We start from the raw sequence: 13,792 nt of genomic DNA, 5'->3' as shown, positions 1-13,792 counted from the left end.
GATGCGGTCGAAGGCAAATAGCCAGCGAGGGGCAATCCTCTTGTTAGGCTTCGAATTCAAATGAAAGGAAAATAATTTGCTTAATCCTATTGTTCGTAAATTTAAATATGGCCAACATACCGTTACATTAGAAACCGGTATGATGGCGCGTCAGGCAACTGCCGCAGTAATGGTTAACGTTGATGATACTGCGGTTTTCGTTACCGTTGTTGGCGCTAAAAAAGCAAAAGAAGGCCAGTCATTCTTCCCGTTAACGGTAAATTACCAAGAGCGTACTTACGCAGCAGGTCGTATCCCAGGCGGTTTCTTCCGTCGTGAAGGCCGCCCAAGCGAAGGTGAAACGCTGATTGCTCGTCTGATTGACCGTCCGGTCCGTCCTTTATTCCCTGAAGGTTTCTTAAATGAAGTTCAGGTTATTGCCACCGTTGTTTCCGTTAACCCACAGGTTAGCCCGGATATCGTAGCAATGATCGGTACTTCTGCGGCGCTAAGCCTGTCTGGTATCCCATTTAATGGCCCTATCGGTGCTGCACGCGTTGGTTTTATCAATGACCAATACGTTCTGAACCCAACCATGGATGAGCTGAAAGAGAGCCGTCTGGATCTGGTTGTTGCCGGTACTAAAGGCGCTGTGTTAATGGTTGAATCAGAAGCTGCACTTCTGAGCGAAGAGCAAATGTTGGGTGCCGTGATGTTTGGTCATGAGCAACAGCAGGTTGTTATCGACAATATCAATTCACTGGTTGCTGAAGCCGGTAAGCCTAAGTGGGAATGGAATGCGCCAGCGGTAAACCAAGCGTTATATGCTCAGGTTGAAGCTTTAGCAGCTAGCCGCTTAGGTGATGCATACCGTATCACTGATAAGCAAGAGCGTTATGCCCAAGTTGATGTGATTAAATCTGACGTTGTTGAGGCTCTGAAAGCTCAAAGCGAGGGTTTAGATGAATCAGAAGTAAAAGATATGCTGGGCAGCATTGAGAAGAATGTTGTTCGTAGCCGCGTGTTACGCGGTGAACCTCGCATCGATGGCCGTGAAAAAGATATGATTCGTGGCCTAGACGTTCGTACTGGCGTATTGCCACGTACTCACGGTTCTGCGCTATTTACCCGCGGTGAAACTCAGGCATTAGTTGCTGCAACGCTGGGTACTGCCCGTGATGCACAGAATATTGACGAGTTGACCGGTGAGCGTACTGATAGCTTCCTGTTCCACTACAACTTTCCTCCGTACTCTGTTGGTGAAACCGGTATGGTTGGTTCGCCTAAGCGTCGTGAAATTGGTCACGGTCGTCTTGCTAAGCGCGGCGTATTAGCCGTAATGCCAGATCAGGCTGAGTTCCCATATACCGTTCGTATCGTATCTGAAATCACTGAATCCAACGGTTCTTCTTCAATGGCTTCTGTGTGTGGTGCTTCGTTAGCCCTGATGGATGCCGGTGTACCAATTAAAGCCGCCGTTGCTGGTATTGCGATGGGCCTGGTTAAAGATGGCGACAACTTTGTTGTTCTGTCTGATATCTTAGGCGATGAAGATCACTTAGGTGACATGGACTTTAAAGTAGCCGGTAGCCGTGAAGGTATCTCCGCGTTACAGATGGACATCAAAATCGAAGGTATCACCCGCGAAATCATGAAAGCGGCTTTGAGTCAGGCTAAAGGGGCGCGTTTGCATATCCTTGGCGTAATGGAACAGGCTATTAGTGCACCACGCGGTGAGATTTCTCAATTTGCTCCACGTATTTACACCATCAAGATCAACCCTGAGAAAATCAAGGATGTGATCGGTAAAGGTGGTTCTGTTATTCGTGCGCTGACCGATGAAACCGGTACGACTATTGAAATCGAAGATGACGGTACAGTGAAGATTGCTGCGACCGACGGCGATAAAGCTAAGCACGCTATTCGCCGTATCGAAGAGATCACCGCTGACGTTGAAGTTAACCGCGTATATACCGGTAAGATTACCCGTATTGTTGACTTTGGAGCATTCGTTGCTATCGTTGGTGGTAAAGAAGGTTTAGTGCATATTTCTCAAATTGCCGATAAGCGTGTAGAAAAAGTGTCTGACTATCTGGAACTTGGTCAAGAAGTTCAGGTTAAAGTGATGGAAGTTGACCGTCAGGGCCGTATTCGCTTAAGTATCAAAGAAGCGACTGCACCAGCTCAAGACGCGCCGGTTGCATCCGAAGAAGAATAAGCGGTAGCTGTATTTGCCGTAGGTGATTACACAGTGCCTTATTGATTAATAATGGTAAGGCACTGATTGTATGACTGGGACAGGGAGTTCTTGTGTAAAAGCAAGCGGATGGTAGGACACCTATCCCACGTTTGTCTCTGGGAGTTTAAATGAAGCCTATTTTGCGCTGGTGCTGCATTATCGCAACAGCCATTCTGTTAACAGGATGTAGCAGCCTTGAAGGGCGTAAATACGGCGTTTTGGCAGTTCCATTGCAGCCAACGCTGCAACAGGAAGTGATGTTGGCTCGCATGGAACAGATCCTTGCGAGTCAAGTATTATCAAACGATGAAAGAGCGCAGCTGTTGTATGAGCGCGGCGTGTTGTTCGATAGCTTAGGGCTACGGGCACTGGCGCGTAACGACTTCTCGCAAGCGTTAATGATTCGTCCTGATATTCCTGAAGCGTTTAACTATTTAGGGATATATCTGACGCAGGGTGGCAATTTTGATGCTGCCTATGATGCGTTTGATTCTGTATTAGAGCTTGATCCAACTTATAACTATGCGCGTTTAAACCGAGGGATTGCCTTGTATTATGGCGGTCGCTACTTTTTGGCGCAGGATGATCTGCAGGCGTTTTATCGTGACGACCCTAACGATCCCTTCCGGTCTCTATGGCTTTATTTAGCTGAAAAAGAGATCGACTCAGACAAAGCAAAAAGGGCGCTTCAAAAGCGCTATGAGCTAGCTGAAAGAGGGGCGTGGGGCTGGACTATAGTGGAATTCTACTTGGGTGATATCAGTGAAAAAACGCTGATTGAACGATTACAGGTAGAAGCAACGGATAACACTTCGCTCGCTGAGCATCTCAGTGAAACTGACTTCTATTTAGGTAAACATTACCTAAGTCTGGGGGACAAGAACACCGCCATGGCGCTGTTCAAACTGACGGTTGCCAACAATGTACATAACTTTGTTGAGCACCGCTATGCACTGTTGGAATTAGCCCTGTCTGGGCTAGAACAAGACGACCTATCAGAATCGGATAAAAAATAGACTCGACGAACGAGTAACAACCGCTTTGCTATGCATTAAGCATAGGCAAGGCTGGTTTTTCTGTTCGTTTTTTAATCCAATTTGAGCTGGTTCACACTTTTAAATGAAAATGACTGAGTATTTTCTCGACAAGGTATGTAGACTGGCCGCCATTTTTAGTGAGGCACGTTTACATGGCTGAGTTTGAAACCTCTTTTGCTGATTTAGGTCTTTCAGCACCTTTATTAAAAGCTCTGACCGATATGGGCTATGAAAAACCATCCCCGATTCAGTCGGCTTGTATTCCACATTTACTGGAAGGTCGCGATGTATTAGGCATGGCGCAAACCGGTAGCGGTAAAACAGCGGCATTCGCATTGCCGTTCCTTAACAATATTCAAGCTGATATGGCCTGCCCGCAGGTTTTAGTATTAGCCCCAACGCGTGAATTAGCCGTTCAGGTTGCAGAAGCCTGCTCTGAATATGCTAAAAATATGTCCGGCGTTCGTGTGGTTGCCCTCTATGGCGGCCAGCGTTATGACGTTCAGCTACGCGCTCTGCGTCAGGGACCTCAGATCGTTGTCGGTACTCCTGGGCGTCTGTTAGATCATCTGAAACGCGGCACGTTAGATTTATCTAAGCTGAAAGGCTTGGTTCTTGATGAAGCCGATGAAATGTTACGTATGGGCTTTATTGATGACGTAGAAACCATTATGGCGCAAATCCCGGCTGACCATCAGACCGCGCTATTCTCGGCAACTATGCCTGAAGCAATTCGTCGCATTACGCGCCGTTTTATGAAGGACCCACAAGAAGTCCGTATCCAGTCAAGCGTTGTTAATACGCCTGATATTAGCCAAAGCTACTGGACCGTTCACGGCGTACGCAAAAATGAAGCGTTGATTCGTTTCCTTGAAGCGGAAGATTTTGATGCGGCGATTATTTTCGTACGTACCAAAAATGCAACGTTAGAAGTTGCAGAAGCGTTAGAGCGTAGTGGCCATAACAGCGCAGCGCTAAACGGTGATATGAATCAGGCATTACGTGAACAAACGTTAGAGCGCCTGAAGAATGGCCGTTTAGATATTCTGATTGCTACCGACGTTGCGGCTCGTGGCCTAGACGTTGAACGTATCAGCTTAGTGGTTAACTATGATATCCCTATGGATTCAGAGTCATACGTTCACCGTATCGGTCGTACAGGCCGTGCGGGTCGTGCAGGCCGTGCGCTGCTGTTTGTTGAAAACAGAGAGCGTCGTTTACTGCGCAACATCGAACGTACGATGAAGTTAGCGATCCCTGAAGTCGAATTACCTTCGGGCGAATTACTCAGTAAGCGTCGTTTAGAGAAGTTCGCTACCCGCGTTAATCAGCATCTGGAAAGCAGCGATTTAGAACAATACCGTGCGCTGTTAGCAAAACTTCAACCGGTTGAAGAGCAAGACATTGAAACCTTAGCCGCAGCGTTGCTGAAAATGGCTCAGGGCGAACGTCCTCTGATTCTGCCGCCTGATGCGCCGATTGATCGTCGTCCACGTCGTGAGTTCCGCGATCGCGACGAGCGCGGTGGAGAGCGTTTTGAACGCCGTAGCGAGCGTCGTGGAGACCGTCCAGATCGTGCGGATCGTCCAGCGCGTAGCAGTGAGAGCGGTGATGCTGCTCCACGCCGTGAGCGTCGTGACGTTGGCGAGATGGAAATGTACCGTATTGAAGTTGGCCGTGATGACGGTGTTGAAGTTCGTCATATCGTTGGTGCTATTGCCAATGAAGGCGATATTAGCAGCCGCTATATTGGTAACATCAAACTGTATGCCAGCCATTCAACGATTGAATTGCCTAAAGGTATGCCGGGTGATTTATTGCAGCATTTCACTAAGACTCGCATACTTAACAAACCGTTAAATATGCAACTTCTTGGTGATGCACCTGCAGGCGAGCCGCGTCGTAGCGGTGCTCCTCGTCGCGATCGTGATGGTGGAGCCCCTGCTGGCGATCGCCGTCCGTTCGGCGGTGGTGGTGCCGGTGGTGAGCGTCGTTCTTCTGGCCCTGGCCGTGAGCGCAACACTGGTCCCCGTGATGCAAACCGTGACGGTCCGTCTCGTGGTCCGCGCCGCGATGGTGCACAAAGCGCACCGCGTCGTCGTCCAACCAATAGCAACGACTAATCTTTATAGCAGTGATTGACAGCCGTTTAAGATTGACAAGAAATTAGACAACTGTCATGACTTAAAAATAGCACCAGGTGATATCTTCGTCTGGTGCTTTTTTATTACTTCCATTCCTCCACAGTATGACTGCGCGTATTTCTTACTCAGGTGCTTTCTAGGCTAGCCGCTTACCAGACAGCGTCGCGGACAGCGAATATTTAACGGCTTGCTTAATGGCTTCCAGTTTGAACCCAAGGGAAAAATGACGTTTAGTCTGGTTACCCTTATATTGTCAGTTACCTCCATTATGCTGTTGTTGAATTAACAGAAACTGAAGATTTTCATTATTACTTACCAACTGTTTTGAAATAAGAAAATAGAATATTAATATTTATATAAAACCAAATTAATATATTCATTTTATTTCGAATTAAGTAAAGCTTAATAACTCTTTCATTAAAAATCCCTCTTATATATCTGTTTTATAATTGACGGGGTACATACCTGTCTATAACATTCAACTTATATGAATGTTTATCATTTTAGTGTGGTGTGTAATATTTACACACTTTTTTGATATGCATATATCTATTTTAAAATAACAAATATGAGACTTAAAAGGACTATTTCATTATGGGAAACAATGCATCATCTCCGATTAGATTAAAGAAAAAGCTTATCACTGTAGCAATATGTAGTTTGCTAATGCCCGGAATAAATGCCTCTGCCTCGATAATAATTGATGGTGGAACAACGGATTCCCGAGCCATTCTAGATACTCAAACAACCGATACAAACCCAGCATTTAAAATTACCGGTAGCGGTTCGATACTGGATATCTATGGCGGAGTTGACGTATCTCCATTTATAGATTTACCTTCCAACGTCAAAACATCAGGAGAAGAGGCTTTAGCATTTGATATTAGCGATAAAGGAAAACTGATTTTCAATAACGTTGAAAGAGGAACAGGTAGTACGATTAAAACCGAAAACTCATCAAAAACAATCAATATTAGCAGTGGGGGTTCGGCTGAAATAAATAAAACAAAAATTATATTTAGTAAAAATTCTGCTACGGGTATTTATGTAGACGACGGTATATTAACCGGCAATAATTTAGTGATAGAAAGTGAAAGTAATAGTTTCAGTAGCAAAGCGATAGAATTGAGAAATAACTCAAATGCCGAATTAAATAATCTAGCCCTCAATTTAACGCACGCTATAAATGCTCTGGATGTTAATACATCACACCTCACGGTGAATGGACTTAACGTTGCTCAGACAGCGGGCGAAACCAGCACGCTTGTTTCTACCCATGGCACCAGTACAGCCAACAGAGCCTCTGTCACGATAAAAGATGCGAACGTTATCGTTACCGGAACAAGTGGCTACGCGATGATTAATGCGGGCGACTATAGTGACGTTAAGCTTGAGGGGGGGAACTACACCCTAAATGGCGATGGTTCCGAACAAACCACCACTACGGGCTTGTATGTTAGCGGCGTTGATAACGGGCTGGAAGCCAATAACCTGACGTTAACCACCACCGGTAAATATGTTAATGCCATCGATGTGCGCGGTAAGGCAAGGTTGAACCATGATGTGATAACGACAGCGGGTGACAATGCCTTTGCTCTGTTTGCAGATTCAGTAGACACCGCCGGGCAAGCCACTCTGACTGCCAGTGATATGACTATCAATACAACAGGCACAGACTCCGCGGCCATCGTGGCGATACGGGCAGGTGAAGTGAATGTGAGCGATTCCGAGATAAAAACGGTGGGGGCAGGAGCCTATTTGCTCTCAGCTAATACCGGCGGCATCGTTAACGGGCAGCAGATAACGGGTACTAGCGTAGGGGTAAATGCGGATCTGATACACGCTGACATGGGCAGCTCCATGACCCTGCTGGGCAGCCAGCTCACCGCCACTGGCGCTGATGCCAACGGTATCTCTGCCTCTTTTGGCAACAATGTGGCAACGGTGACGCTGGACAACAGCCAGCTTCGCAGCGCAAGCGGCAGTATCGATACCGCTGGCGCTAACCTTGACGTTAACGTAAACAATGGTTCATCCCTGCAAAGCGCCAATAATGTGCTGGTGAATGCGCAAAGCTATACCGACAGCGCTACATCGACGCGCTATAACAGCACTGTTAGGCTGACGGCCAATAATGCCAATCTTGCTGGAACCGTTTATGCCGATGCGGGCAGCACGGTTAATCTATTCCTCAATAATAATGCGTCCTGGAGTGGCGAAACGCTGACCGCCAACGATATCAACGTTGATGCCACCAGCCTATGGATGCTGGCCGACGACGCGACCATCAACAATCTGCATTCTGATGGTAAAACGCAGTTCGCCCATGCTGGCAGCGACTATTCCACGTTAACCATTAACGGCAACTCGACCGGCAGTGGATCGTTTTTTATCAATACCTTGCTTGGCGATGACAGCTCCCCCACTGATAAAATCGTTATTACCGGCAATCTTGAAGGTCAGCATTCGCTGTTAGTCAACAATACGGGCGGCTTGGGTGCGGTAACCTCGGGTAATGGCATCAACGTCGTGGTCGTTAACGGCACCAGCGCAGCGGACGCACTAAAGCTTGACGGTCGTGTGGTAGAAGGGGCCTACGAGTATCTGCTTTATCAGGGTGGCTCAACGGATGCAAACGACTGGTATCTCCGTTCCTGCTACGACTGTAGTAGCGCCGTTGACCCAGATCCAGCGAACAGCAATGTTGTACCCAGCCCCAATCCCAAACCCAGCGTGGATGATATTGCATGGCGCGAAGAAGTGCCCGGATACATTGCCGCACCGGTGCTCAATATGCGCTATGGCTTCGATATATTAGGGACTTATCATCAGCGTACCGGTGGTGACGTTTTGCACAAAGACGGAGCGTGGGGCCGTACGGTTGGTCAACATAATGAATACGATGGCGGGCGTTTTAGCTACGATACCGACGTCTGGTTTGTGCAATTCGGTACTGATTTGTACTACCGCAAAGATGAGCAAAACACGGAACAAACTGGCGGTATCCTGTTTACCATGGGCACACAGTCTACCGACGCCAGCGATAGCGCTCGCGGCAAACATGCCGCTCTTTCCGTGGATACCGGGAATATTGACAGTGACGTTTACAGTCTGGGCGGTTACTACACGATGAAGTTTGAAGACGGTAGCTATATTGACACTATCGGTATGACGAGCTGGTATCGCAACAACTACGACAGCATTAGCGAAGCCAAACAGGATGGCTATGGCGTTGCCCTGTCGGTTGAAGCGGGTAAACCGTTTACTCTGTATAACCATGTGAAGCTCGAACCTCAGGTTCAGGTGAAGTATCAATACCTGAATCTGGGAAGTTTCCATGATGATGTCAGCAATGTATCCGGTGCCACCGGTAATAACGGCGAAGTGCGCGGCGGGGTTCGTTTGTTTACCGATGAAAATCCGGCGTTCACGCCTTATCTGACATTAGATGCCGTTACGACGCTCGGCGATGCGCCGGAGGTACAGATAGCCAACGAGCGCTTACATGCCGATATTGGCGATGGCTGGTGGCAAAGCGGCGCCGGTATGGCGATTAATTTCAGTGAGCATACTTCAGTCTACGGTGAAGTGCGTTACCAGAAAGGCTTCGATTCTGATTCTGATGGCTACGGCGGCGGGATCGGCATTAAAGCTAAATTCTAATTTTATGCCACTTTACTTAAGGGCACCGAATAGGGTGCCCTTTTTACATTCATTACCGAAGCGTTCAATCGATCCTTAACCAACGGAGCTAGGCCTAAAGCCGGTTTTGGTTTTTAGCTCACCACGTTTTGTGGGTTACCGGACAGGAATTTTTCCAGATTTTCTACGGCTATATTCATCAAGCGTATCCGCGCTTCTGTAGGCGCCCAGGCAATATGTGGCGTGATAATACAGTTACGCGCATTGAGCAGTGGGTTGTTGGCTGGCGGTGGTTCGGCGGCCAGTACGTCGAGCGCAGCGCCGGAGACTTTTCCATTGTTTAACGCTTCGGCTAATTCATTTTCAACCACTAGACCACCCCGGGCGGTGTTGAGCAACATCACGCCATCTTTCATTTTTGCGATGGTATGGCGATTGATGAGCCCGGCGTTATCGATGGTTAACGGGCAATGTAGGCTAATAACGTCTGATTCAGCCAGCAGTTTGTCAAGGCTGACAAACTTAACTTTGGCATGGGCTTCCGTACTCTTGCCGCTTGGGGTATAAGCCAGCACTTTCATGCCGAGAGCCTGCGCAATGTTGGCAAAAGCTGAGCCTATTCGGCCATAGCCAATCAACCCCAGCTTTTTCCCCATCAGTTCGATTAACGGTGAGTGCCAGTAGCAAAAGTCTGGTCGGTTACACCAGCCGCCTGAGCGTACGTCACTGCTGTGTTCGCCGATGTGATGACAAAGCTCAAGTAATAACGCCGTTGTATACTGGGCAACCGCCATCGTGCCATAGTTGGGAATATTACAGACGGTAACTGACTTTTCTTGGGCGGCTTTAATATCAACAACGTTATAGCCGGTCGCCAGAACGCCAATAAATTTAATCGACGGGCAGTTATCGAGAACTTTAGGCGTTATACGCGTTTTGTTGGTAAAAACGATTTCGGCATCACCGATACGCTGAATGGTTAGCTTATCCGGCGTACGGTCGTATATTGTGACATCACCGAATTTGTTGAACGCGTGCCAGGAAATATCTCCGGGATTAAGCGTTTCTCCATCTAAAATTACAATCTTCATCGTTCACCATGCCGTTATTTGGTCAGCTCGGGGCCAACTTCTGAAATAATTTTGAATGAATGCATGCGGGCATGATGGTCATAGATTTGACCATTAATCATTAGTTCATCTGCCTGCGTTTCTTGCAACAGGTTTTGCAGACCGGTACGCACTTTGTCTTTATCACCGACTACCGATAGGCTTAGCGTGTGGTCAGCGCTATATATTTCATGGTGCGCAACGACTGATGAGATATCTTCTACCGGACGCGGAAGAGGGCCCGGCATGCCGCGTAACAAATGAATAAACTGCTGCTGTAGTGAGGTAAACATGAATTTAGCTTCGCGGGTGGTATCCGCAGCAATAACGTTGATACACACCATAGCATAAGGCTTTGCCAGCGCGGCCGATGGCTTAAAGTTTTCGCGATACAGTGACAGTGCCTGTAACAGCATATCCGGTGAAAAATGTGAGGCATAGGCAAAAGGCAATCCGAGCTTGGCCGCTAGCTGAGCGCTGTAGAGGCTTGAGCCTAATAGCCAGATTGGAACTTGCAGCCCCTGACCGGGAACCGCTTTGACCTGATGATGCGGTTGGGCATCATCAAAATAGCTTTGCAGTTCCACTACATCATCAGGGAAGCGATCGGCACCGCCGCTTTTGCTGCGACGAAGAGCCTGTGCGGTAGCCTGATCCGTGCCGGGCGCACGGCCCAGACCAAGATCGATACGCCCCGGGTACAATGACTCAAGAGTACCAAACTGCTCGGCAATAACTAACGGTGCATGATTCGGCAGCATAACTCCGCCCGCACCAACGCGAATGGTTGAGGTTGCTCCGGCAATATAGCCGAGCAGAACCGATGTCGCTGCGCTGCCGATACCTGTCATATTGTGGTGTTCGGCCATCCAGTAACGGTAGTAGCCTAGTTTTTCAGCCTGAATAGCGAGTTCACGCGAACGGTTAAAGGCCTGAGGGATGGTGCTGCCTTGCGTAATGGGTGAAAGATCGAGAACTGAAAGTGGCACAGTAGAAGCATCAGACATATTGGTCATCTCCGCGATCGCTATTAATGAATAGTTTTCCCCGTTATGGCTTATCTCTTTGGTCTTTTGACGTTGCTGTGGCGCTTTCCACAGCGTCAACGACTCTAGCTATAGGCCAACTGAGGCTGATACGAGCTGATTAACTGTTCTAACTTCGCACGACTGGTTTTTCCTGAATCAATTTTTATATAGGCAGACCGTTCATTTGGAACAATAACCACTTCGTTAACACCGGTGCTCATTTTCAAATAGGCTTCCAACCGATTGTCTTTAAGCGCTGATTCAGGTAATTCGATGCGCAGGCTGCTTACATAAGGCGGCTGCTTCATGGTCATACTAATAGCAAACCACAGAATGCAAAGTAGGGTGCTGCCTAGAAAAACGGCGCTAACTCCGCTAAGACCAAATAGCCATCCGCCTAAGCTTCCGCCAAGCGCTACGCCAATAAACTGGCTGGTGGAATAGACACCCATTGCCGTCCCTTTATAGCCAGCGGGAGATTCTTTAGCGATCAGCGAAGGCAAGATAGCTTCCATCACGTTGAAAGCAACAAAGAACAGCTGAACGCCGCTAAATATCATCCATAAGCGTTGCCCGCTGCACAAAAGTATAGCTTCTGAAATAAAAAGCATCGCTACGCAGAGAACAAATACCTGCTTCATTTTACGTTTTTTTTCAGCAATTATGATGAAGGGCACGACGGCGACAAATGAAACTAACATCGTGACTAAATACGCCTTCCAGTGGTCTGCCGATGGAAAACCCGCATTTTCCATTGCCACGGGTAGGGCCAGAAAGGTCGACATTAACAACGTGTGCAGGCACAGAATGCCAATATTTAGCTTAAGCAGTCGGCCGTTTTTCAGTACCTTACTAAAGCCGCCTCTAACGATGCCTGATTCCCGATTAAGAATATGGCCGGAGGGATTGGGAATTACCGTTAACGTGATAACAATACCGGCGATAGCCAGCGCAGCGATTCCCCAGAATAGCGCGCTAAGGCCAAACGCATGGGTGATAATCGGGCCTAGAACCATGGCAATAGCAAAGGTGATGCCAAAGCTTACGCCAATGAATGCCATCGCTTTTGTTCGGTTTTGTTCTCTGGTCAGGTCTGATAAAAGCGCCATGACGGCGGCGGCAATAGCGCCAGAGCCTTGTAAGGCGCGGCCAAGAATAATGCCCCAGATAGAGTTGCTGGTAGCAGCAACCATGCTGCCAATGGCAAAAATCAACAGCCCACCGACGATAAGCGGTTTCCGGCCAACCCGGTCAGAAATCAGCCCAAAAGGAATTTGGAAAATGGCCTGCGTCAAGCCATAGATACCAATAGCGATACCAATTAGTGGCTTGGTTGCGCCGGATAAAGCCATTCCATAGGTGGTCAATACCGGTAATACCATAAACATGCCAAGCATGCGCAGCGAGAAAACCAGACCGAGTCCCCACGTTGCAAGGCGCTCTTCGGGGAGCATCTTATAATCGTTCATATTACCTCAAATAGCTTAGAGCCCATTCCACTGTTCCTACTCATGAACGATATCAGTGAGCGAAATTCACAGTTGCTCAATATTGTTATGCTGTGGATGTAAATCAATGAGCGTTTAGGTAGATAGGATAGTGTCTGATGAGGCGGAATGCTTTATTTTTCTGTTAAAGATGTTGTTGAAAAGCAAAAACGATATCTGAAGCCCAATGGCTTCACCCGTTTAGTGAAGCCATTGGTGAAGGATTAGCCGATTACCGGGCGAACGTCATTAATGATTCTGAAATTGTTGCCTGTGAATAATCAACCGACATCATGATACTCAGCGTAGTAATAGCGATAATGGAGAAGATAAATAACTTTCTTGCCCAAATTCGGTTATCTAACGTTTTGTATCCGCTTAATGCCATGACTAACCAGCCAATGCCTACCACAGCTGCCACTACCAGATAGCTGTAACCTGCATACCCGCTGATAGACAGCATTAATGTTGCCGCAATAAATGCAATGATATACAGCGTGATATGGTGCTTAGTTACCGGAATACCGCGCTTGACCGGCAGAACCGGAATCGAAGCTGCCAGATAATCTTTGTAGCGAAAGATGGCAATGGCATAAGAGTGAGGCATCTGCCATAGGCTGAAGATCACTAATAGTATCAGAGCACCGCTATCAAACTGATTGCTTACGGCACAGTAGCCAATAACCGGTGGAACTGCCCCAGATAAGCTGCCAATTAACGTTCCATAAACTGACCTTCGCTTTAGGTACAGGCTATACAAACCAACGTAAACCACAAATCCCAGCGCAGCGAATTGCACCGCCAGTAGGTTGGTATAGAAGTACAACAGTGCAAAGCCAGCAATACCCAGCAGGCAGGCATAGAGGATGGTATTTACCGGAGAAATCAGCCCCCGAACCAGAACTCGGTTTTTGGTTCTTTCCATCAGGCTATCAATGTCTCTGTCTATGTAGTTGTTAAACACACAGCCTGAGGCAACAATCAGTGAAACACCGATAATCGTGGCGAAGAGCAATACAAAGTCCACGCGCCCTTGAGACGCGAGGAGAAAACCACCGATAACGGAGACCATATTGCCAAAAATGATGCCCGGTTTAGTGACTAACAGGTATTTCTTAATCATCAGA

9 protein-coding genes are annotated in these 13,792 nt (G+C 47.7%); 5 read left to right on the top strand and 4 right to left on the bottom strand.

Annotation, left to right across the window (positions count from 1 at the left end; genetic code table 11):
- Positions 1 to 76 precede the first annotated feature (76 nt).
- From pnp to GVI43_RS06460, 5 genes are all read left to right on the top strand, one after another.
- Positions 77 to 2,197 carry a polyribonucleotide nucleotidyltransferase gene (gene pnp, locus GVI43_RS06480; protein ID WP_159566040.1) on the top strand — a complete coding sequence of 707 codons (2,121 nt, stop codon included), beginning with the start codon at positions 77 to 79 and terminating at the stop codon, positions 2,195 to 2,197.
- A 149-nt stretch (positions 2,198 to 2,346) separates the two neighbouring features.
- Positions 2,347 to 3,234 carry a lipoprotein NlpI gene (gene nlpI / locus GVI43_RS06475; protein ID WP_159566039.1) on the top strand — a complete coding sequence of 296 codons (888 nt, stop codon included), beginning with the start codon at positions 2,347 to 2,349 and terminating at the stop codon, positions 3,232 to 3,234.
- A 103-nt stretch (positions 3,235 to 3,337) separates the two neighbouring features.
- Entirely contained in the window at positions 3,338 to 3,415 is a 78-nt protein-coding gene (gene yrbN, locus GVI43_RS16030; RefSeq protein ID WP_159566075.1) for a protein YrbN, read from the top strand.
- A complete protein-coding gene (locus GVI43_RS06465) occupies positions 3,408 to 5,378 on the top strand; it encodes a DEAD/DEAH family ATP-dependent RNA helicase (RefSeq protein WP_159566038.1) in 1,971 nt (656 codons plus the stop codon). Before yrbN ends, GVI43_RS06465 begins: the two co-directional genes overlap by 8 nt.
- Positions 5,379 to 6,065: 687 nt before the next feature.
- Positions 6,066 to 9,062 carry an autotransporter family protein gene (locus GVI43_RS06460; RefSeq protein ID WP_159566037.1) on the top strand — a complete coding sequence of 999 codons (2,997 nt, stop codon included), beginning with the start codon at positions 6,066 to 6,068 and terminating at the stop codon, positions 9,060 to 9,062.
- 113 nt (positions 9,063 to 9,175) lie between these two features.
- Here GVI43_RS06460 and GVI43_RS06455 read toward each other — a convergent pair whose 3' ends face one another.
- The 4 genes from GVI43_RS06455 to cyoE form a co-directional block, all read right to left on the bottom strand.
- Positions 9,176 to 10,132: a D-2-hydroxyacid dehydrogenase gene (locus tag GVI43_RS06455; RefSeq protein ID WP_159566036.1), complete on the bottom strand. Its 957-nt coding sequence runs from the start codon at positions 10,130 to 10,132 to the stop codon at positions 9,176 to 9,178.
- A 14-nt stretch (positions 10,133 to 10,146) separates the two neighbouring features.
- Positions 10,147 to 11,157, bottom strand: a complete 1,011-nt coding sequence (locus tag GVI43_RS06450) for a luciferase-like monooxygenase (RefSeq protein WP_159566035.1) — start codon at positions 11,155 to 11,157, stop codon at positions 10,147 to 10,149.
- Positions 11,158 to 11,261: 104 nt separating this feature from the next.
- Positions 11,262 to 12,647, bottom strand: a complete 1,386-nt coding sequence (locus GVI43_RS06445; protein ID WP_159566034.1) for an MFS transporter — start codon at positions 12,645 to 12,647, stop codon at positions 11,262 to 11,264.
- A 250-nt stretch (positions 12,648 to 12,897) separates the two neighbouring features.
- The gene (gene cyoE, locus GVI43_RS06440) at positions 12,898 to 13,788 is read right to left on the bottom strand and encodes a heme o synthase (protein ID WP_159566033.1); all 891 of its coding nucleotides are present in this window, start codon (positions 13,786 to 13,788) and stop codon (positions 12,898 to 12,900) included.
- Positions 13,789 to 13,792: the final 4 nt, after the last annotated feature.

The sequence above is a fragment of the Budvicia diplopodorum genome (genome assembly GCF_009800925.1).
Lineage (GTDB): Bacteria > Pseudomonadota > Gammaproteobacteria > Enterobacterales > Enterobacteriaceae > Budvicia > Budvicia diplopodorum.
This window is presented reverse-complemented; position numbering and strand designations above follow the sequence as displayed.